Consider the following 21,837-nt stretch of genomic DNA (forward strand, 5'->3'; position numbering starts at 1 on the left):
CTGAGTATTAATTAAGACTCAATGCTCTTACTGTTAAGTATTTTCTTACCAATAAGAAAATTTTGATAAGCCATTTCTGACATTAACGGTTTGTTAGTGATGAGTTTATAAACATTGAGAATAAACTCATCGTCAGGTAAATCATCTTTCTCGGCAGAAATATCCATGACTGGCGCAAAGAAACCATATTGCCCATAGACTTCGTCATAATATTCGTAACGTGTCGAAATGTAACAGCGCCGGTGACTAATCGCTTCACCAATTGGATTTCCATAACTGTCGTAATCCCATGACGTCAGAAAAGAGACGACATCACACGAGTAATATAAATCTTCAATGGTGTAGGTGTTCATGCCCGGAGGCATGTAACCGTGCTGCAGCCAACCAATAAAGTGTATAAACGGTTCAACCTGTAATGTCCTTGCTAAATCAACCAGCGATTGATAACACTCTGGCGCCTCATGGGGATCGCCTGCGATAACAAGAAATACGTGCCCCTCGCGACCGTGTTGTTGAAATAGCTGGTTGAGTTTTGATACCAGGTAAATATCCCGGTCAAGCCGTTTTTGTGGGATGAGGCGCGTGGTTCGGGCAATCAATATATCATTACAACCTATACCAAGGCTGCGCCGCATATCACTATGACTTCGCGCCTCGCTAAAGTTGTAAGCGTTCTTTTTAACTTTAACTTCAACAGCATAGTTACACCATTCTTCAAGTTTTGCTTTCAAATCCTCATTAAGCGTAACGTAGGTGATATAAGGGGATTTTATGGGTTTGATGGCATATGGGTATGGATAAGCACCATATTTCATCACCGTTTTTTCGCTGTTCCACATTAAATCATGGTCGCGCCAGGTGACGAATTTCTCTAAATCATATCGCTTCCCATATACATCTATTGCAATATATAGAGCCTTTGTATAAATAATATTTTCCGGAAGCGTGCCGTTTTCAACATAAACCGTACCGATATTGAGTTGCTCCCATTGCAGCACGATTTTTTTTGCCAGTTGGCATGCTGTTTTATCAATCACAGAAAGAATTCTTTCACGTTCCGCTGATGAAGCGGTTATTTTCTGGCTAATCAATACATTATGCGAGTACTCGATAAAACCGGGGTTGTAGTCAGGTAGGCTGGTAATGTCATTTATTCGTACAAGCGTAAATCCACCTTTATATATAGCATTCTCCCATTCATATGGTTTATTGAATTTGCCTTTATCAATCTTGATGTCGTAACCAAGATCAAGATAAGGCTTAATTCCCTTGTGCACTAACTCTTGTGCTGTTTTGAATGCTTCAACAGTAATTCCCGAAAAAGCAACAGCATCAAAAGAAATAAAAATCACTCCATTTCTAACGTCCATGGAATTACCTCTTTCTCATTGCGAAGATATTTTTTTAATTATTCCATTGATGCTAAGAAAAGCATATTACGGCCTGGGTTTAAAGTGGTTGGCATCGCAATGTTGAAGATAATGTCATTTTTTTACTTTTCGTCACATAAAAAAGCGAAATGATGTTTCATCCGTAATATATCAATTTAATTATTGTAACCATTAAGCAACTTTGTGAAGGCGTTTAAACTCAAGAATATTCTACTTTAATTGAGGCCATTCGGAATTTTTACTCGCAAACCCTATAGTGTGCAGGAATTTAATCTGTTAGAGAGGCTTTATTATTTATCGCGATAAAACCTAAAGGTAACTTTTCTTATTGCACTTTATACCGGGATGTCCGAGGATAACAGTTCGGTATGTTTTTTGTACCGCGCAATGATGAGATTGAATTTCGCCCGGTCAGTCACCGGGCTTGTCCTTGAAACATTGAACTGGATTAAGGAGTAAGCATGAAATCGAACCGTCAGGCACGTCATCTTATGGGGCTGGATTACAAAGTGTCGAACACCCGCAAAGTTGTCACGAAAGACAACCAGGAAGAGACGGTGGTCACTCACCGCTCCGGGCGTCATCGCCGCGCAGGCTGATTTGTCCACCCTCACCACCCCGTCCGGGGTGGTGTTTTATCCCCCCCTCTCCTTGTTATTGCTAAAAATTCAATCAACGAATACCGCGATCGGGAAGTATTTGCTGAAGCGATGCTTTATACTTGCGCCCGCCGCTGTACCTGCCCGTGACTCACCCCCACGGGAGAAAGTTGATCAAGGAGCTGTAAGATGAATGCAAAGCATAATAAAAACCGATCGTTATATATCCCTTACGCTGGACCCGTGTTGCTGGAGTTTCCGTTGCTGAACAAAGGCAGCGCCTTCAGCATGGAAGAGCGCAGCAACTTCAACCTGCTTGGCCTGCTGCCAGAAGTGGTTGAAACCATTGAAGAACAAGCCGAACGCGCCTGGTTGCAGTATCAGGGCTTTAAAACCGACATCGATAAGCACATCTATCTGCGCAATATTCAGGACACCAATGAAACCCTCTTCTATCGGCTGGTCGAAAATCATCTCGAAGAGATGATGCCGGTGATCTATACCCCAACCGTCGGCTGGGCGTGCGAGCGTTTCTCTGATATTTACCGCCGCGCACGCGGGGTGTTCATTTCCTGGCAGAACCGCGCCAGCATGGACGACATCCTGCAAAACGTGCCGAATCACAACATCAAAGTGATCGTGGTGACCGACGGGGAACGCATCCTCGGTCTTGGCGACCAGGGCATCGGCGGCATGGGTATTCCGATTGGTAAGCTGTCGCTTTACACCTCCTGCGGCGGTATCAGCCCGGCTTACACCCTGCCCGTCGTGCTGGATGTTGGCACCAACAACCAGCAGTTGATTAACGATCCGCTCTATATGGGTTCGCGTCATCCGCGTATCACTGGCGATGATTACTACGCTTTTGTGGATGAATTTATTCAGGCGGTGAAACAGCGCTGGCCGGACGCGCTGTTGCAATTTGAAGACTTCGCGCAGAAAAATGCCATGCCGCTGCTGAACCGTTATCGCGATGAAATCTGCTGCTTTAACGATGACATCCAGGGCACGGCGGCAGTCACTGTCGGGACGCTGATCGCCGCCAGCCGCGCGGCGGGCAGCCAGCTCAGCCAGCAGAAAATCGTCTTCCTTGGCGCGGGTTCCGCCGGTTGCGGTATTGCGGAACAAATCATTGCGCAGACTCAGCGTGAAGGGTTGAGCGAAGCGGACGCCCGTCAGAAGGTCTATATGGTTGACCGTTTCGGCCTGCTGACGGACGAAATGCCGAATTTGCTGCCGTTCCAGAGTAAGCTGGTACAAAAACGCGAAAACCTGCAAAACTGGGACACCGGCGCGCAGAATGAAGCCCTTTCCCTGCTGGATGTGGTGCGAAACGTGAAACCGGATATTCTGATCGGTGTTTCTGGACAGACCGGGTTGTTCACGGAAGAGATCATCCGTGAAATGCACAAACACTGCCCGCGACCGATTATCATGCCGCTGTCGAACCCGACCTCGCGCGTGGAAGCAACGCCGCAGGATATCATTAGCTGGACGGATGGGATGGCGCTGGTTGCCACCGGCAGCCCGTTCTCGCCCGTGCAGTGGAAAGAGAAAACCTACCCGATTGCCCAGTGCAACAACGCCTACATCTTCCCGGGCATCGGTCTTGGGGTTATTTCCAGCGGCGCGTCACGCATTACGGATGAAATGCTGATGGCGGCAAGCGAAACGCTGGCGGAATACTCCCCGCTGCTGCTTAATGGCGAAGGGTTGGTGCTGCCGGAGCTTAAAGACATTCAGCAAGTTTCACGCGCCATAGCCTTTGCCGTTGGCAAAATGGCGCAACAACAAGGTCTGGCGGCAAAAACCTCGGCCGAAGCGCTGAAGCAATCCATTGACGAAAACTTCTGGGAGCCGAAGTACCGCAGCTACCGCCGTACTTCTATTTAATCTCCGCACCCGGCGCCGCAGTGCGCCGGGTTTTTCCCTGCTGGTAAAACATTCATTTCCCCGCTAAACTCCTTTTCACCCATTAACTTACTGAATATAAAAAAGGAGGCTACTTATGCTGTATTGTGAATTGTTTGACTATTCACATGCCTTTGGCGATCGCGCCAGCTCAAGCGTTATCGGTTTCGTGCTGCGATAACTTCGGCTTGAGCGAAGACAACAATCCCTTCCCTTGGGCTTACCAGGTTATCGTCAGCGATGTTTGACGAGGCACGCTCGTGCCTGTAACTCTTGAGTAAGCAATGAGCACATTACTATCTGCACAATCTATCCGTGTTGAAACGGCGTTTGGTCCGTTATTTTCCGATCTCTCCTTCACCCTGAAAAAAGGCGATCGCCTCGGGCTAATTGGCGACAATGGCTGCGGCAAAAGTACGCTGCTAAAAGTGCTGGACGGTTCGCTGTCGCCGCTTTCCGGCAACGTGACGGTGGCAAACCAGTGCCTGCTGGCGCGCGTTGAGCAACATCTGCCCGATGCCCTGTTATCGATGACGCTGCTTGATGCAGTACTTGCACAGCTCCCGTCGACGGAGCGCGACAGCCAGCGCTGGCGCGGCGAAGCATTACTGGCCAGCATGGGACTGAGTCCGCATGAAATCGCCTTAACGGCCGCCACGCTGAGCGGCGGGCAACATACCCGCTTGCTGCTGGCGCGGGCGCTTATCCGCGAACCGGATCTGCTACTCCTGGATGAGCCGGGCAACCACCTCGATCTGCCCACATTGCTGTGGCTGGAACAGTTTCTGCAAAGCTGGTCCGGCAGTTTCGTGATGGTGTCGCACGACGCGGCGTTACTGGATGCGGTGACCAATGGCAGCTGGATCCTGCGTGACCATACGCTGCACAGCTTCGCGCTCCCCTGTAGCGCGGCGCGGCAGGCGCTGGAAGCGCGGGATGAGAGCGATGCCCTGCGTCACAAAGCGGAGCAAAAGGAGATCGACCGCGTTACCGCCAGCGCCAAACGGCTGGCCACCTGGGGGCGCGTCTATGACAACGAAGATCTGGCGCGCAAAGCGAAACAGATGGAGCGCCAGGTTGAACGCCTGAAAGAGAACCAGACCGAACTGACCGAGGGCAGCCAGTGGCGGCTGGCGCTGCATGGCGAGGAACTCAGGGCGGATCGTCTGCTGGAGATGGAACAGCTCGCTGTTCCGCCTGCGCCCGGATTACCGGACTTGTTCCGGGTGCCGGTTGCGCGGCTGAAAAGCGGCGATCGGGTCGCCATTGTCGGGCGTAACGGCTGCGGGAAATCCTCGCTTCTGCGTCTTATCTGGCGGGCTTACCAGCAGGAAAGCGCATCCGGGTTGCGTCTGCATCCCCGGCTGAACGCCGGTTACTACGACCAGACGCTGCATCAGTTGCCGGATGACGCCACGCTGTTTGACGCGCTAGAGCCGTTTGCCCCCGCGCCACAGGATCGCAAAATGGCGCTCATCAGCGCCGGTTTTGCCTGGGCGCGTCACGGGCAACGCGTGGCGACACTCAGCGGCGGTGAGCGCTCCAGGTTATTATTTGTCGGTCTGTCGCTGGCGCGCTTTAACCTGCTGATGCTGGATGAGCCAACCAACCATCTGGATATGGCAGGCAAAGAGGCGCTGGCGCAAACGCTGCAACAGTTCAGCGGCGGTGTGTTGCTGGTCAGCCACGACAGAGCGCTTATCAGCAGTAGCTGTAACCGCTTCTGGCTGGTGGAAAACGGTGAGCTGAGCGAATGGCATGATGCTGAGGCGGTGTTCGAACGCCTGCGCGAAAGTGTCCGCCACGAGCAGACAGCGCCGGAGGCGCTTAGCGTCGCCGCTGAGCCAGAGGATATTGATGCCCTTCTGGAGCGTTTAATTAAGCTTGAAACCCAACTGGCAGAAGACCTGGCGCGTAAAGCGAAGCACCAGAAACCGCAACTTCAGGCGCAGTGGCGCGAGGAGATTGCCCGCCTGCAACAACGGTTGTAGTACCACAGCAAACAGGCGCCTTACGGCGCCTGTTTTTTAACATCAGCCTGTGCTGCGGGTTAGCAACAGGTGCTGGTTTATTCTTTTCGCGCGGAGGAAACACCCTGCGTGTCCTCGGATCGACATCATGCAGAACCGGCAGAGACTTTTTAGTGAGGACGTCACTCAAAAAGCGCAACCCATGTCAGCGGTATGCAGGCGGTTTCTTACTGCTGCGTTTTTTTCGCTTTCCAGGCCTCCCATGCCTGTTTGATTTCCTGCTTTGCGGTTGCCGCGTCGTTAAAACCGTTCAGCTCCACTTTTTTACGTCCGTCCGGCAACTGTTTGTAAATGCGGAAGAACGCTTCCAGCCGTTGCTGCTCGATTTTAGGCAAATCGGTGATGTTTTTAATGTCGTCATAGGTCGGGTCGATTTTGCTGGCCGGTACGCCAACAATTTTGTCGTCCGTTTCGCCGCCATCAATCATTTTCAGCACGCCAATCGGGCGCAGTTTAATCAGCGTTCCCGGTGCCAGCGGCGCGCGGGTGTAGAAAATCACATCCAGCGGATCGCCATCCCCCGCCAGCGACTGGGTGAGCGAGCCGTAGTTCGCCGGGTAAGCCACCGGCATTGACTGAAAGCGATCAGCCACGATAAAGCCGGTTTCGGCGTCCGTTTCATACTTAATAATGCCGCCCGCCGGGATTTCCGTTACCGCATAGAACTCTTCCGGGTTATTTTCCGGCTGCGGAAACGCAAGAATATTGTGTGCCTGAACCGAGGCGGATAAGAGAACGCTGACGGCCAGCAGTTTTTTCACCAGATGCATTGTTAATCACTCTTTTGTTATAGAAAGCAACAATTTGGCGGCAATTGATGACAGTAGCATGACATAGATGCTGCGAACTCTATAACCTTATTAACAGCATGGTTACTGATTATTTACCCTACCTAAACCAGGGGAAAGGCGCTGAAAGTATTACAGCATGTTGCCCTGCTCTTGAATGTCCCTCCTAAACCATTAATTCTAAAGACGTATATTACGGATGAAGCCATACGCCACACCCGGATCTCAGTTCCATGCCTCATCACAGGAGAAACACCATGAAGGCTGCTGTTGTTACAAAAGATCATCAGGTTGAAGTGACTCAAAAAACATTACGCCCGCTGAAACATGGCGAAGCGTTACTGAAAATGGAGTGCTGTGGCGTTTGCCATACGGACTTGCACGTGAAAAACGGGGATTTCGGCGACAAAACCGGTGTGATCCTCGGACACGAAGGCATTGGTATTGTCACCCAGGTGGCCGAAGGCGTGACCTCGCTGAAAGTGGGCGATCGCGCTTCTGTGGCGTGGTTTTTTCAGGGCTGCGGCCACTGCGAATATTGCAACAGCGGCAACGAAACCTTGTGCCGTGAGGTAGTCAACGCTGGTTACACGGCCGATGGCGGCATGGCGGAAGAGTGCATTGTGGTCGCGGATTATGCGGTGAAAGTGCCGGACGGTCTGGACTCCGCCGCAGCCAGCAGCATCACCTGCGCGGGCGTGACCACCTATAAAGCGGTGAAAGTTTCGCAGATTAAACCGGGCCAGTGGATTGCTATCTACGGCCTCGGCGGGCTGGGTAACCTCGCGCTGCAATACGCTAAAAATGTGTTTAACGCCAAAGTGATCGCCATCGACGTAAATGATGAGCAGCTTAAACTCGCTGCCAGCATGGGCGCGGATCTCACCATCAACTCACGCAGCGAAGATGCGGCAACAGTGGTGCATGAAAAAACCGGCGGTGCACATGCCGCCGTAGTTACCGCGGTGGCAAAAGCAGCCTTTAACTCGGCTGTTGATGCCGTGCGTGCCGGTGGTCGCGTGGTGGCCGTGGGTCTGCCGCCAGAAGCAATGAGCCTCGATATTCCGCGCCTGGTGCTGGACGGCATTCAGGTCGTTGGTTCGCTGGTCGGAACGCGTCAGGATCTGCACGAAGCCTTCCAGTTCGCCGCCGAAGGCAAAGTGGTGCCGAAAGTGGCGCTGCGCCCGCTGGAAGATATCAACGCCATCTTTAAAGAGATGGAACAGGGCCAGATCCGTGGTCGTATGGTGATCGACCTCCGCCATTAATCACCGGGCATTGCCTATAATCGGGGGGCATGACTGCCCCCTTTTTTCTGACACAGAGGTGTTTATGATCCCCACTATCCCCGGGCTTGAAGTGCTGTTTATCGCCGGTTTCGGCCCCATTCCGCAAAACGTTGCCGACAGCCAGGCGTTTTACCAGCACACCCTTGGGCTGCCGTTGAAACCGATGGAGGGCGCGAGCGATTACCTCGTCGCCGACCACGATGCGCTCGACGGCGCAAAACACTTCGCCCTGTGGCCGCTGCATCACGCCGCCGCGTCGTGCTTTGGCGCAGAGAAATGGCCGGATTCCCACCCCGTTCCGCAAAGCTGGGTTGAATTTGAAGTGCAGGATTTGGCTACCGCTACCGATGTGTTGGTCAACAAAGGGTATCAACTGCTGGTTGCTAACCGTCTGGAACCCTGGGGGCAGAGCGTCACGCGCCTGCTTGCGCCTGAAGGGGTACTGGTCGGGCTGACCATTACGCCCTGGCTGCGTTAACGCGCTGTCTTAGCGGGGCGTGCCCCGGTTTTGCGCTTTTCTGAAATGCTTATCTCAATTCCTTTGTTCCCTTGTTATAGCGCGCACCGGATGATGAATCCGACGTTAAGACAATAGATAACAAAGGAATTCACCATGCACATCCCTTTTCGCTTGCCGCTGCTGACGGTGCTGATAACGGCCGCTTCCGTTCAGAGCTGGGCGGCACAGACGCCGGTTAAAGGTGGCACGCTAATTTATCTTGAGCAGCAGGCGCACACCAATTTATACCCTCCAGCCGGGGGTTTTTACCCCAACGGCGGCATTCTTAATCAAATCACCGACAAGCTGACCTGGCAGAACCCCAAAACATTACAGGTGGAGCCGTGGATTGCTGAAAGCTGGAGCACCAACGCCGATAAGACCGAATACACCTTTAAAATTCGCCCGGGGGTGACCTTTTCCGACGGCACGCCGCTTGATGCCAACGCTGTAGCGAAAAACTTCGACACCTACGGCCTTGGCAACAAAGCGCAACGCCTGCCGGTATCGGAAGTGATCAATAACTACGATCACAGTGAAGTGATCGATGCGCAGACCGTTAAATTCTACTTTAAAAAACCGTCGCCGGGCTTCCTGCAAGGCACCGCTACCATTGGCTCTGGTCTGGTATCGCTCAGTACGTTACAGCGTAACTTCGAACAACTGGGCGACGCGCGGCAGATTATTGGTTCCGGGCCGTTTGTCGTCAGCGATGAAAAACTGGGGCGTGAAGTCACCCTCACCGCGCGTAAAGATTATCAGTGGGGGCCGAAAAACCTTACCCAGCAAGGCCCGGCGAATCTTGATGGCATAAAAATTATTGTCACCCCGGAAGACAGTGTGCGCATCGGCGCTTTGCTGTCGGGTCAGGCGGGCTTTATTCGCCAGGTGCAGGCATACGACGAAAAGCAGGCCACCGATCAGGGTTTCAACATTTATGCCGCGCCGACACGTGGCGTGAATGACAGCATAAGTTTCCGCCCCGATAACCCGCTGGTTGCCGATGTGCGGGTCCGCCAGGCGCTGCTGCACGCCACTGACGCTAAACAAGTTGTCGATACCCTTTTCTCGCCGAATTATCCGCAGGCAACCTCTGTGATTGCTCATTCTGCCGCCGGTTACGTCGATCTGCGCGACAAACTGACATTCGATCCGGCGAAAGCGAAGCAACTGCTGGACGACGCGGGCTGGAAAACAGGCGCGGACGGTATTCGCAGCAAAGACGGACAACGACTGGCGCTGGCAGTGTATGAATCCTTGCCGCAGCCGCAAAACAAAGAGGTGCTGCAACTGGTGGCGCAGCAGTGGCGACAGGTTGGCGTGGCGTTGAGCGTAAAAGCCGGCGATGCGGGTAGCCATACGCTGGATAACCTCGACCCGCTGAAAACACCACTCACTGTTTCCGAGGTCGGGCGTGCCGATCCGGATGTGGTGAAAAGCATGTTCTATCCGGCAAACCGCGACGCGCTGCTGCAAAAAGGTGGCTCCAGCGACAAGGTGAAAAATTTCCGCGACGACAAACTTAACGACCTGCTGGTGAGCATTTCCGCCGAAGTGGATGGACAAAAACGTCTGCAACTGACCGGTGACGCGCAGCGTTATCTGCTGGATAACGCTTATGTGATCCCGATTTTTGAAGAGCCGCAGGTCTTTGCCGGCGCGCCATGGCTAAAAGGCGCAAGCTTTGAAGCCGTAGGTCGCCCGTCGTTCTACGGCGCGTGGATTGAAAAACACTGAGGAGGCAGGCGATGAGCCACTATCTTCTGCGGCGCGCCGGGCAAGGTCTGCTGGTGTTATGGGCCGCGTTTACTCTCTCTTTCGTGCTGCTTCAGGTGCTGCCGGGCGACGCGGTGCTGATTAAGTTTCAGAACCCGGATCTGGGCCTCAGCCCGACGCAAATCGAAGAGATGCGCGTGGCCTATGGCGCAAACAGTCCACTCTGGCAGCAATATTTTCATACGCTGCTTGCCATGGTGCGCGGAGATTTTGGCTATTCGGTGCAAGCGGGTGTACCGGTCAGCGAGCTTATCGCCAGCAATTTGCCGGACACGCTCCAGCTGGCGCTCCCCGCCTTTGCGCTCGCGGTAGCACTGGCCTTCACGCTGGCGTTTGCCTCCCGACTTCCGGCGCTGCGCGGGCTTAGTAATGCGATTCAGTCTGTTCCGGTGCTGCTGATCTCCTTACCGACATTCTGGCTGGGGATCGCGCTGATTCAGCTGTTCTCATTTCACTGGCGGTTGATCCCGGTGATTAACCCTTCGCCACTACAGGGACTGATCCTGCCGATTATTACCGTTGCCATTCCGATTAGTGCACCGCTGGCGCAAATTTTCATGCGCAGTATCGATCAGGTTGCCGCGCAACCCTTTGTTGCGGTAGCACGCGCGAAAGGCTTTAGCGAAACCGGCGTGCTGTGGCGGCATGTGACGGGCAACGCCCTGCTGCCGGTGCTGAACATTGCCGGGTTGCTGCTGGGTGAATTGATTGCCGGGGCGCTAATTACCGAAACCGTGTTTGGCCGTTCCGGCTTAGGCCAGCTTACTCAGCAGGCGGTAAATAATCAGGATATCGCGGTGTTGCAGGCGGTGGTGATGATCTCCGCGCTCGGCTTTGTGCTGATCAACCTGCTGGTTGATTTACTGATGCCGTGGTTTGACCCGCGGCTGCAAACCGTTAGCGGAGGGGCGTTATGAGCCTGGTTGATTACGCTATCGCCGCACGCAAGCGGGTTCCTGTCTGGTCGGGTTTGCGCTGGCAGCCAGGATTATGGCTGGCGTGGACGGTGATTATTCTGGCGGTTCTGGCCGCGTTATTCCCTGCGTTGTTTACCGCGTATAGCCCGACAGAAGGTATCGCCGGCGCGCAGCGGTTGGCGCCACAAGCCGGTCACTGGCTGGGCACCGACCAGCTAGGACGCGACCTGTATGCGCGCATTGTTTATGGCGCGTCGCATTCCCTTTCGGCTGCGTTGGCGGCGGTGGCGATGGGGTTGATTGTCGGCACGCTGACCGGCGTTATCGCCGGAGCGCTTGCCGGACGCGTCGAATCGGTACTGATGCGTCTGGTGGATGTTCTGCTCTCAATTCCTTCGCTGTTGCTGTCGCTGACGGTCATTATTTTGCTTGGCTTTGGCACGGTGAACGCGGCAATTGCCGTCGGCGTGGCTTCGGTCGCCAGTTTTGCCCGCCTGTCGCGTGGCGAAGTGGTGCGCATTCGCCATACCGATTATGTCGAAGCGGCCAGAGGCAGCGGCGGCACCTTCCTGGCCGTGCTGTGGCGACACATTTTACCCAACTCGCTCACGGCGGTACTGGCGTTCGCCACACTGCAATTCGGCCAGGCGATCCTCGCCCTTTCCACTCTCAGTTTCCTCGGTTACGGCACCCCGCCGCCGGTGCCGGAATGGGGCTTACTGATTGCGGAAGGACGCAATTATTTATCCACTGCCTGGTGGCTGACGACCTTCCCGGGTGTAGTCGTGGTTGTGGTGGTGCTGGCGGTAAACCGCATCAGCCGCCAGTTTCGCGGAGGCCGCGCATGACAGTGTTATCGGTAGAAAATTTACGCGTCAGTTATCGCACCGGGCGAGAATGGCGCGAAGTGGTGCATCAGGTCAGTTTTACTCTCCAGCGTGGTGAAATGCTGGCATTTGTCGGCGAGTCGGGTTCCGGTAAAACCACCACGGCGCAGGCGATTATTGGCCTGCTCGCTGAGAATGCCCGGCGCGACAGTGGCAACATTGTGCTTAACGGCGAAGTGATAAGCCAGTGGTCGGCCAGGCGGCTGAACAGCTTGCGCGGTGCGCGCATCAGTCTGGTGCCGCAGGATCCGGGAAATTCGCTCAACCCGGTCAAAACGATCGGTGCGCAGGTGGCGGAAGTGCTCCATCTGCACAGCAAACTCACTGCCCGACAGTGCGACGCGCAGGTGCTGGCATTGTTGAGCAAAGTGGGACTTAGCCATCCAGAGCAACGCATCAAACAGTATCCGCACCAGCTTTCCGGCGGCATGAAACAGCGTGTCCTGATCGCCATGGCTATCGCTCTGCAACCGGATGTGATTATCGCCGACGAACCGACCAGCGCGCTGGATGTCACCGTGCAGAAACGCATTCTCGATCTGCTGGATGTGCTACGCCGCGAATCCGGCACGGCAGTGCTGTTTGTGACGCATGATTTGGCGCTGGCCGCCGAGCACGCCGATCGGCTGCTGGTTTTCCGTGACGGCGACATTCAGGAACAGGGTAAGACGGCGGATATTTTGCGCGCGCCGCAGCATGCCTACACCCGCCAGTTGCTCAGCGATGTGCACGGGCAATCACTGACTATCGCGCCGGTTTCCGGCCAGCCGCACTCCTCACCGGCAATCCGTTTGCTGGATATCGATAAACGCTTTTCGCTCGGTAAAGGCCACACGTTACAGGCGCTTGACGCCGTGAGCTTTGAGGTACGCCGCGGCAGCACCCACGCGCTGGTGGGTGAATCCGGTTCCGGTAAAACCACGCTGGCGCGCATTCTGCTGGGCTTTGAACAAGCGGATAGCGGCAGAGTGATCATTGATGATATCGATGCCACGCAGTTGCGCCCGGAGGCGCACCGGCAACTGCGGCGCAAAATCCAGTTCGTTTATCAGAACCCTTTCGCCTCGCTCGATCCGCGCCAGACGCTGGCACAGATTATCGAAGAGCCGTTAAAGAACTTTGAGCGTATTGAGAAAGCGGAACGCATGGCGCGCGTGGAGGCCGTTGCCCGCCGGGTCGCGCTGCCGCTGTCGCTACTTGAACGCACGGCGCGGGAGCTTTCCGGCGGGCAGCGTCAGCGCGTTGCGATTGCCCGCGCACTGATCCTTGAGCCATCCATCCTGGTGCTGGATGAGGCCACTTCTGCGCTGGATGTCACGGTACAGGCGCAGATCCTCGCCCTGCTTCAGCAACTGCAGCAGCAACTGGGGCTGACTTATCTGTTTATCACCCACGATCTGGCGACCGTGCGCCGTATTGGTCACAGCGTCACGGTGCTGCGTAATGGTCGCGTTGTCGAACACGGTCCGGTTGAGCAACTGTTTGCCGCGCCGCAGCACGACTATACCCGCGAATTAATCAACGCCATTCCCCATTTTTCACCCGCTACGGAGGAGTTCGCATGACGCGAAAACGCCTGGGCTTTTTTACCCGCCTGCTTGATAACGCCGTGCCGAAAGAGCGCTACCGGCTGGCGACGGAACAGATCCGCCATGCCGAACGCCACGGTTTCGATACGGCGTGGATTGCGCAGCACCATTTCCATGAGCACGAAGGCGGTTTACCGTCGCCGCTGGTTTTTCTGGCGCACGTTGCCGCGCACACTGAACGCATTCGGCTCGGCACTGCCATCATCACTCTGCCGCTGGAAAACCCGCTGCGGGTGGCGGAAGACGCGGCGGTGCTGGACTTGCTCAGCGACGGACGGCTGGAAGTGGGCTTTGGCTCCGGCGGGACGCCGACATCCTTTCTGCCGTTTGGTCTGACGATTAACGAACGTGCGACAGCCTTTGCCGACGGTCTGCATTTGATCCAGAGTGCGTGGCGCGGGGATTCGCTCACTCACCCGGATAACCACCTCTACCCGCCTGCGCCGCAACTGGCGGAGCGCGTGTGGATCGCCACCTTTTCGGTTGAAGGGGCTATCCGGGCAGCGCAAGGCGGTCACGGATTAATGCTGTCGCGCACCCAACCGCGTCCGGCCGATGAACCCTTCCTGACGCTGGATGCTATCCAGAACCCGATGATCGATGCCTACCTTGCCGCGCTGCCATCCGGTGTGACACCGCGCATTCTGGCGTCGCGCACCGCGTTTGTTGCCGACAGCGTTGATTACGCGCTTCATGTCGCCGCACCGGGCCTTACGAAGCAAGCGCAACAGCACCGCGCGGCGGGCTATCGCGTAAATGGTGACAACGTCACTGATTATATTCAACAATTTGATGCCCATATCGGTGATGCGAAAACCGTTCTGGATTCGCTCGGCAAAGACAGCGTGCTGGCGCGCGCCACCGATATCTCTTTCCAGGTGCATTCGGTCGAACCTTCGCACCAGGACACCCTGCGTTCCATCGAACTGATCGCCGGGCGGATCGCCCCGCAGATTTTATAAGGAGTGGTTATGGCGTTTACTCAGGACATTCTTGCCGAACTGGCGGAGATCGCTCCCGGCTCTCCTGTGGCTCAGGCGCGTGACACGCGTGATGCCGCAACGCAGCATGCGCAAGGCAGTTACCAGGCGCTGTTTGATATTCAGGAAGAGGCGTTCACCGCCGATGAGCGCTATAGCGTGGCGGCGAAAGTGGCGAAATGGCACAACGCCAATGAGCTGGCGGCACACTACGCCGGTTTTGGCCTCGCCGACCCGACTTCGGCACGCTTAACCCCGGCGCTGGAATTCGCCCGCTTACTGACTTTTTCGCCGGTGAAAGCGACGCCTCAGGCGCTGAACACACTGGTTGCCGCGGGCTGGAAGAAAGAGAGTATTGTCACACTGGCGCAACTGGTTGCGTTTGTCAGCTTCCAGAGCCGGCTACTGGCCGGATTGCGGCTGTTAAACGGAAAAACGGTAGCTGACAGCGATATTGCGGTGGTGGCCGGTGCCTGGCACACCAGCGCGAAAACGCAAAGCGGCAAAGCCGCGCCGGTACAATTTACGCGACAGGAATTAGGCTGGGAGCCGTGGCTGGCGGCAAAACCGCTGGCGGAATTCACGCCCGACGAACAGGCGATCCTGGCGAAGTTTGGCCATACGGATTCCGACTATTTCCGCCTGCTGGGCCGTAACCTGCCGGTGCTGGAGCAGCGCACCTTAACCGATAAAGGCATTTTCTATACGCCGGGTGGTTTACCGCGAGCGGAACGCGAGCTGGCGGCCACCGCGGCCAGTAAAATTAACGGCTGTATCTACTGCGCTTCGGTCCATGCGCGTAAAACCAGCCAGTTATCGAAGGATGATAATGCCGTGGAAACCTTGCTGGCCGTGCAGCCGGGCGGGATTTTGAGCGAGGGACAATCGACGCGCTGGCAGGCAGAAATTGATGCCGCTGCCGCGCTGTCGGTAACGCCGCCTGCGTTAACGGTGGCGCATCTGGAAAGACTCAATGCTCAGGGGCTGGATACCTTGCAGCAACTGGATCTTATCCAGTCTGCTGCGTTTTTCGCATGGGCGAACCGCTTGATGTTAACGCTTGGCGAGCCGTATTTGCCGTGAGTGATTGACCCGGTGGGCACAAGGCTCACCGGGTGGAGGATGAGTGCTGAACAGCCTGTTGCGGTTGATGCTTTGTTTTTCGGTGACCATAGATCAGAAGCGAGGTCATGGCGGCAAATGTCAGCACCGCCGCTGGTAACGTCAGGTAGCTGTAAGTGAAACCAAACGCAATAATCAACCCGCCAAACCAGGCACCGACCGCGTTGCCGAGGTTAAACGCCATCTGTCCCCCCGCCGCACCGAGCATTTCACCGCCCTTCGCATTTTGCAGCAGCATGATTTGCAGCGGCGCAGAGAGCGCGAACAGCCCGGCGCAGCAGACAAAACCAAGCGACAACGCCCCCACTTTGCTTTCACCGGCGACAAACAGCGCCAGCATCGCCAGCATAATCAGTAATTCCGTTACCGCCGCGATGCGCACTGGGCTGAATTTCACTGATAAGCGACCACTGAACATATTGCCCAGCACCATGCCGAGCCCCATCAGCATCATGATCAATGTCATCGCACTTTCGCTGAAACCGGAAACATTGACCATAAACGGCTTCACATAGCTAAACCAGGCGAATACGCCCGCGTTGCCGAACATGGTGGCGGCAAAAATCAGCCACGGTTCTGGTTTCTTCAGGAAGTGAAACTGCTCGCTCAGGCGACTTTCGCTGGTATCAAACAGCGACGGCACCCAGGCAATCACCGAGACGATCACCAGCGCGAAAAAGACGGCGATCAGCAAGAAGGTGTAGCGCCAGCTGAACGCGTGCCCGATCCACGTGCCGAGCGGAATGCCAATCAGATTGGCGACGGTCATTCCGGCGATCATCCCGGCTACCGCCATGGTCACTTTTCCCGGCGGTGCGATTTTAGAGAGGATTATCGCCCCCACGCCAAAAATCGCCCCGTGCGGGAAACCGGAAATCAGGCGCGCGATAATCAGCATGGTGTAGGAACTGGAGAAGGTAAAAATGGCGTTACCGACGAGACACAGCGCCACCAGAAACAGCAGCGTGTTTTTCAGCGAAAAGCGGTTCGAAAAGAGCGCCATGATTGGTGCGCCAATCACCACGCCAAAGGCGTAAGCGGAGATCATGTGCCCCGCCGAAGGAATTGAAATGCCGACATTGTTCGCGAGTTCGGTCAACACGCCCATAATGCCGAACTCCGCCATGCCCAGACCAAAGGTCGCAAGTGCCAACGAAAAAACGGTTTTTTTCATACCACTAACCACTTGTTAAAAGTTTGCGACAGGCATTATTGACTATTCATGCCACAGCGACCAGTTGAAATGGCCGGGCTGACATATAAATCCATGCATTCGGGCAGATTAATGAATAAAGCGCAAAAGGGGGAAACGCAGGTGTGAGGAAAGAAAAAACCGCTCCGAACGGTTATCCGGAGCGGTTTGCAGATTATTTAATGCCTTCGGTGCTCTCTTTTTTCGCTTCCAGACGCTCCACATCGCGATACCAGCGCGGGTGGTGTTTCTGCGCCCAGCGGCGGCTCACTTTCCCTTCAACCATCCCTTTGATGGAGCCTTTCACCCAGAACGCCATATACATATGGATCAGGATAGCGTGCAGCAAAATGATCGCCGAAGTGGCGTGCAGCAGCAGGCTGTAGCGGATCACCTGAATCGGGAAGTAGTGCGCAAAGTACGGGCGCCAGATAATCACCCCGGTTACCAGCAGCACAAAAATCATGCTCATGATTGACCAGAACATCATCTTTTGCCCGGCATTGTATTTGCCGACTTTCGCCACCTTGTGCTCGTTGCCTTTCAGCACTTCGACAATGTTTTTCAGCCACGGCAGATCCTGCTTGTCCGGGATGTTGTGATGTACAAAACGCACAAACATAAACATCAGCGCGAGGAAGACAACCACGCCAAAGAACGGGTGCAAAATGCGCCCCATCTGCGGCGTGCCGAAAGTTTCCGTCAGCCATTGCAGCGTCGGGAAGAAAAACGAAATGCCGGACAGCGCGACCAGGAAAAAGCAGATCACCACCGTCCAGTGACAGGCGCGGTCGATAAACGTGGTGCGCACAATCATTTTTGACTTACTCATGGTGCTCCTCTTCATCGTCGTCCACCTCTTTGTTCGGCCCGATGCCGATGTAGTGGTAAATCAGCCCGGCGAAGGTGGCGAGGAAGCCCGCCGCCGACAACGGCTTCAGTACCCCTTTCCACAGGTTGACCGAGGTATCTATCTGCGGATCTTTCGGCAGGTTGTGGTACAGGCCCGGCTGATCGGCGTGATGCAGCACATACATCACATGCGTACCGCCCACGCCCTGCGGGTTGTAGATGCCCGCACTGGCGTAACCGCGCGCCTTCAGCTTTGCCACGCGCTGCTCGCCAAGCTCCAGCATCTCGGCTTTGGTGCCGAAATGGATCGCCCCTGTCGGGCAGGTTTTCACACACGCGGGCTCCTGGCCGACGCTGACGCGATCGACACAGAGCGTGCATTTGTAAACGCGGTTATCCTCTTTGTTGAGGCGCGGCACATTAAACGGACACCCGGCGATGCAGTACCCGCAGCCGATACAGTTCTCCTGCTGGAAATCGACAATACCGTTGGCGTACTGAATAATCGCGCCCGCCGACGGGCAGGCTTTCAGGCAGCCCGGTTCCGCACAGTGCATACAGCCATCTTTACGGATCAGCCACTCCAGTTTGCCGTTCTGCTCGGTTTCGCTAAAACGCATCACCGTCCAGGATTTGGCGCTCAGATCGGCCGGGTTATCGTAAACCCCGACGCAGTGCCCCACTTCGTCACGAATATCGTTCCACTCCGAACAGGCCACCTGGCAGGCTTTGCAGCCCACACAGGTGGAAACGTCGATAAGTTTGGCGACTTCCGCTTTGTAATCACGCGCCCGCGGGGGCGGCGTGACCGGGTTGGTGGCGGAGCGTTTCAGTATGTCCTGCGTTTCCATAGCCATTATTTCGCTCCTTTACGCCTTCTCGATATTGACTAAAAACGCTTTGTACTCCGGCGTTTGCGAGTTTGCGTCGCCCACGTTCGGCGTCAGGGTATTGGCGATATAACCTTTTTGCGCCACCCCTTCAAAGCCCCAGTGCAGCGGAATACCAATGGTTTCCACCTGCTGACCATGAACCTGCAAAGTCCGCAGACGACGCGTCACCACCGCGACCGCGCGAATAAAGCCGCGCTTGCTGCTCACCGTCACGCGATCGCCGTTGGCGATGCCTTTTGCCGCCGCCAGCGTTTCGCTGATTTCGACAAACTGCTGCGGCTGGGCGATGGCGTTGAGACGCGCATGCTTGGTCCAGGTGTGGAAATGCTCCGTCAGGCGGTAGGTGGTGCCGACATACGGGAACTGATCTTTTTTCCCCATCCGTTTGGCATCGTCCTCAAACAGACGCACTACCGGGCTGGAGATCACGGTCGGATGCAGCGGGTTGGTGCCCAGCGGTGTCTCCACCGGCTCGTAGTGTTCCGGGAATGGCCCTTCCGCAAGCTTGTCGAGGGCGAACAGCCGCCCCAGCCCCTCCTGCTGCATGATGAATGGCCCGGTATTGCTGCCCGGCGGCGCGGTGTTGAAGTCCGGGATGTCGTTGCCGACCCACTTCGTCCCGTTCCACTGGATGAGCATCCGTTTCGCATCCCACGGTTTACCCTGCACATCCGCCGACGCGCGGTTGTAGAGCACGCGGCGGTTCAGCGGCCACGCCCACGCCCAACCGAGCGTATTGCCAAGCCCGGACGGATCGGCGTTATCGCGGTTCGCCATCTGGTTACCCTGCTCCGTCCAGCTCCCGCTGTAGATCCAGCACGATGAGGCGGTGGTGCCGTCATCGCGCAGCAGCGCAAAGCTATTGAGCAGTTGGCCTTTTTTCGCCAGCAGTTGCCCGTTGGCGTCATAGAGATCCGCCAGCGCGTAGCCGTTGTTCTCTTTCGCCACCTCTTCCGAGTGCGGGTTGTGCGGCTGGCGGTAGTTCCAGGACATCTTCAGCAGCGGCTCCGCGCCTTTGCCGCCTTCGGTGCGGTACATCTCGCGCAGGCGGTGGTAAATCCCGGCGAGGATTTCGCCATCGTTCAGCGCTTCGCCCGGCGCGTCCTGGCCTTTCCAGTGCCACTGTAACCAGCGGCCGGAGTTGGCGATCGAGCCATCCTCTTCGGCAAAGCAGGTCGATGGCAGACGGAACACTTCGGTCTGGATATCCGCCGGGTTGACGTCGTTCATCTCACCGTGGTTCTGCCAGAAGGTGGAGGTTTCGGTCACCAGCGGATCGATAACCACCAGGTACTTCAGCTTGCTCAACGTGCTGACCACTTTGTTTTTGTCCGGGAACGACGCCACCGGGTTAAAGCCCTGGCAGATATAACCGTTGACTTCGCCTTTCGCCATCTTGTTGAAGTACTTGATCACATCCCAGGCCTGATCCCACTTCGGCAACCAGTCAAAGCCCCAGTTATTCTCTTTCTGCGCCGCGTCGCCGTAGAACGACTTCATCAGGCTGACAAAGAACTTGGGATAGTTGCTCCAGTAGTTCACCTGGTCCGGCAACAGCGCTTTTGGCGTATTCGCCGCCAGGTACTGCTGTAAATCGGTCTGTTTTTCCGACGGCAGCGTCAGGTAACCCGGCAGGCTGGTTGATAACAGCCCCAGATCCGTCAGCCCCTGAATGTTGGAGTGCCCGCGCAAGGCGTTTACCCCACCACCGGCCATCCCCATGTTGCCGAGCAGCAACTGGATCATCGCCATGGTACGGATGTTCTGCGCGCCGACGGTGTGTTGCGTCCAGCCCAGGGCGTACAGGAAGGTGGTGGTTCTGTCCGCCGCGCTGGTTGAGGCCAGCACATCACACACTTTCAGGAAGTCCGCTTTTGGCGTACCGCAGATGTTTTCGACCGTTTCCGGCGTATAGCGGGCCACGTGCTGTTTCAGCAAGTTCCATACGCAGCGCGGATCGGTCAGCGTGTCATCACGTCTGGCGTAGCCGTTTTCATCAAACTGGTAGTTCCACGAAGTTTTGTCGTACTGGCGTTTTTGCGCGTCGTAGCCGCTGAACAAGCCGTCTTCAAAGGCAAAATCGTCCCGCACCAGCAACGCGGCGTTGGTGTAGTGTTTGACGTATTCGGCGTTGATTTTGTTGTTTTCGATCAGGTAGCGCAGCACGCCGGAGAGAAAAGTGATGTCCGTCCCGGAACGTATTGGCGCATAAATATCGGCAACTGATGCCGTGCGCGTAAAGCGCGGATCGACGACGATCAACGTGGCGTCGTTATTGTTTTTGGCTTCCATCGCCCAGCGGAAACCGACCGGGTGGGCTTCAGCGGCGTTACCGCCCATCACCATCACCACGTTGGCGTTTTTGATATCAACCCAGTGGTTGGTCATCGCACCGCGACCAAATGTTGGAGCAAGACTTGCTACCGTTGGTCCGTGTCAGACGCGCGCCTGGTTATCTACCGCCAGCATGCCGAGAGAGCGCACGAATTTTTGCGTCAGCATGCCGGTTTCATTACTCGCCGCTGAGGCACACAACATGCCCGTTGACAGCCAGCGATTGACTTTTACACCTGCGGCATTGTTTTCAACAAAGTTGGCGTCGCGGTCGTTTTTCATCAGACGGGCGATGCGGTTAAAGGCGTCTTCCCAGCTAATGCGCTGCCATTTGTCAGAGCCTGGCGCACGGTATTCCGGGTAGCGCAGGCGGTTTTCACTGTGTACGTAATCCAGCAGGCCGGCCCCTTTCGGGCATAGCGCGCCGCGGCTGACCGGATGATCCGGGTCGCCTTCGATATGATAGATGGCCTCTTTCGCGTTTTTCGCACCATCGCCCAGGCTATACATTAATAACCCGCAACCCACGGAGCAGTATGTACAGGAATTTCGCGTCTCTTTGGCGCGCAGTAATTTATAATTTCGCGCCTGCGCCAGCGCCATTTTGGGAGCAAATCCCAACGCGGCCGCCGTGGTTCCTGCCATTCCGCCCGCGCAGATTTTAAAAAATTGTCTGCGGCTGACGTCCATTGTTTTCCTCAATTATTGTCTTTGACTGCGGCCGGAAAACTAAACATTCCACGCGGTGAATTAATTGCGGTAAATCAATAACGCCTGGCGCTTGATAC

Annotated in this window: 17 protein-coding genes; 11 read left to right on the plus strand and 6 right to left on the minus strand. The window is 55.7% G+C overall.

The window, feature by feature from the left end; genetic code table 11:
* Positions 1–11 precede the first annotated feature (11 nt).
* The gene (locus tag RT644_RS01980) at positions 12–1,370 is read right to left on the minus strand and encodes a glycosyl transferase family 2 (protein ID WP_313625326.1); all 1,359 of its coding nucleotides are present in this window, start codon (positions 1,368–1,370) and stop codon (positions 12–14) included.
* A 482-nt stretch (positions 1,371–1,852) separates the two neighbouring features.
* Here RT644_RS01980 and sra point away from each other — a divergent pair, with 482 nt between their 5' ends.
* The 3 genes from sra (at position 1,853) to RT644_RS01995 (ending at position 5,892) form a co-directional block, all read left to right on the plus strand.
* Positions 1,853–1,990 (plus strand): stationary-phase-induced ribosome-associated protein, encoded by a 138-nt coding sequence (gene sra, locus RT644_RS01985; protein WP_016496058.1) that lies wholly within the window; start codon positions 1,853–1,855, stop codon positions 1,988–1,990.
* Positions 1,991–2,179: 189 nt separating this feature from the next.
* Positions 2,180–3,883: an NAD-dependent malic enzyme gene (locus RT644_RS01990; RefSeq protein ID WP_016496057.1), complete on the plus strand. Its 1,704-nt coding sequence runs from the start codon at positions 2,180–2,182 to the stop codon at positions 3,881–3,883.
* Between the two features lie 302 nt (positions 3,884–4,185).
* Positions 4,186–5,892 carry an ABC-F family ATP-binding cassette domain-containing protein gene (locus RT644_RS01995; protein ID WP_313625328.1) on the plus strand — a complete coding sequence of 569 codons (1,707 nt, stop codon included), beginning with the start codon at positions 4,186–4,188 and terminating at the stop codon, positions 5,890–5,892.
* Between the two features lie 206 nt (positions 5,893–6,098).
* Here RT644_RS01995 and RT644_RS02000 read toward each other — a convergent pair whose 3' ends face one another.
* The gene (locus tag RT644_RS02000) at positions 6,099–6,701 is read right to left on the minus strand and encodes an inorganic diphosphatase (RefSeq protein ID WP_313625330.1); all 603 of its coding nucleotides are present in this window, start codon (positions 6,699–6,701) and stop codon (positions 6,099–6,101) included.
* Between the two features lie 275 nt (positions 6,702–6,976).
* Here RT644_RS02000 and adhP point away from each other — a divergent pair, with 275 nt between their 5' ends.
* The 8 genes from adhP to RT644_RS02040 all read left to right on the plus strand — a co-directional run bounded on the left by adhP (position 6,977) and on the right by RT644_RS02040 (position 15,739).
* Positions 6,977–7,987 (plus strand): alcohol dehydrogenase AdhP, encoded by a 1,011-nt coding sequence (gene adhP, locus RT644_RS02005; RefSeq protein ID WP_016496054.1) that lies wholly within the window; start codon positions 6,977–6,979, stop codon positions 7,985–7,987.
* Positions 7,988–8,051: 64 nt separating this feature from the next.
* Positions 8,052–8,486: a glyoxalase/bleomycin resistance/dioxygenase family protein gene (locus tag RT644_RS02010; RefSeq protein WP_016496053.1), complete on the plus strand. Its 435-nt coding sequence runs from the start codon at positions 8,052–8,054 to the stop codon at positions 8,484–8,486.
* Positions 8,487–8,621: 135 nt separating this feature from the next.
* The gene (locus tag RT644_RS02015; protein ID WP_016496052.1) at positions 8,622–10,244 is read left to right on the plus strand and encodes a TIGR04028 family ABC transporter substrate-binding protein; all 1,623 of its coding nucleotides are present in this window, start codon (positions 8,622–8,624) and stop codon (positions 10,242–10,244) included.
* 11 nt (positions 10,245–10,255) lie between these two features.
* Positions 10,256–11,200 (plus strand): ABC transporter permease, encoded by a 945-nt coding sequence (locus RT644_RS02020; RefSeq protein WP_045508373.1) that lies wholly within the window; start codon positions 10,256–10,258, stop codon positions 11,198–11,200.
* Entirely contained in the window at positions 11,197–12,048 is an 852-nt protein-coding gene (locus RT644_RS02025) for an ABC transporter permease (protein WP_313625334.1), read from the plus strand. Before RT644_RS02020 ends, RT644_RS02025 begins: the two co-directional genes overlap by 4 nt.
* Positions 12,045–13,652: an ABC transporter ATP-binding protein gene (locus RT644_RS02030; RefSeq protein ID WP_313625336.1), complete on the plus strand. Its 1,608-nt coding sequence runs from the start codon at positions 12,045–12,047 to the stop codon at positions 13,650–13,652. The genes RT644_RS02025 and RT644_RS02030 overlap by 4 nt, the downstream gene beginning before the upstream one ends.
* Positions 13,649–14,638 carry a putative FMN-dependent luciferase-like monooxygenase gene (locus tag RT644_RS02035; RefSeq protein WP_313625338.1) on the plus strand — a complete coding sequence of 330 codons (990 nt, stop codon included), beginning with the start codon at positions 13,649–13,651 and terminating at the stop codon, positions 14,636–14,638. Before RT644_RS02030 ends, RT644_RS02035 begins: the two co-directional genes overlap by 4 nt.
* 9 nt (positions 14,639–14,647) lie before the next feature.
* Positions 14,648–15,739, plus strand: coding sequence for an alkylhydroperoxidase domain protein (locus tag RT644_RS02040; protein WP_313625340.1), 1,092 nt, complete (start codon positions 14,648–14,650; stop codon positions 15,737–15,739).
* Between the two features lie 25 nt (positions 15,740–15,764).
* On the opposite strand, the gene araJ is transcribed toward RT644_RS02040, so the two are convergent.
* From araJ to fdnG, 4 genes are all read right to left on the minus strand, one after another.
* On the minus strand, positions 15,765–16,952 hold the full coding sequence (gene araJ, locus RT644_RS02045; protein WP_097406719.1) for an MFS transporter AraJ: 1,188 nt from the start codon (positions 16,950–16,952) through the stop codon (positions 15,765–15,767).
* 193 nt (positions 16,953–17,145) lie between these two features.
* Entirely contained in the window at positions 17,146–17,802 is a 657-nt protein-coding gene (gene fdnI / locus RT644_RS02050; protein ID WP_045508358.1) for a formate dehydrogenase-N subunit gamma, read from the minus strand.
* Positions 17,795–18,679: a formate dehydrogenase subunit beta gene (gene fdxH / locus RT644_RS02055; protein WP_016496044.1), complete on the minus strand. Its 885-nt coding sequence runs from the start codon at positions 18,677–18,679 to the stop codon at positions 17,795–17,797. Before fdxH ends, fdnI begins: the two co-directional genes overlap by 8 nt.
* A 12-nt stretch (positions 18,680–18,691) precedes the next feature.
* Complete coding sequence (gene fdnG, locus RT644_RS02060; protein WP_313625343.1) at positions 18,692–21,739, minus strand: formate dehydrogenase-N subunit alpha; 3,048 nt, start codon at positions 21,737–21,739, stop codon at positions 18,692–18,694.
* Positions 21,740–21,837 lie beyond the last annotated feature (98 nt).

Source organism: Kosakonia sp., from assembly GCF_032104925.1.
Taxonomy (GTDB): domain Bacteria; phylum Pseudomonadota; class Gammaproteobacteria; order Enterobacterales; family Enterobacteriaceae; genus Kosakonia.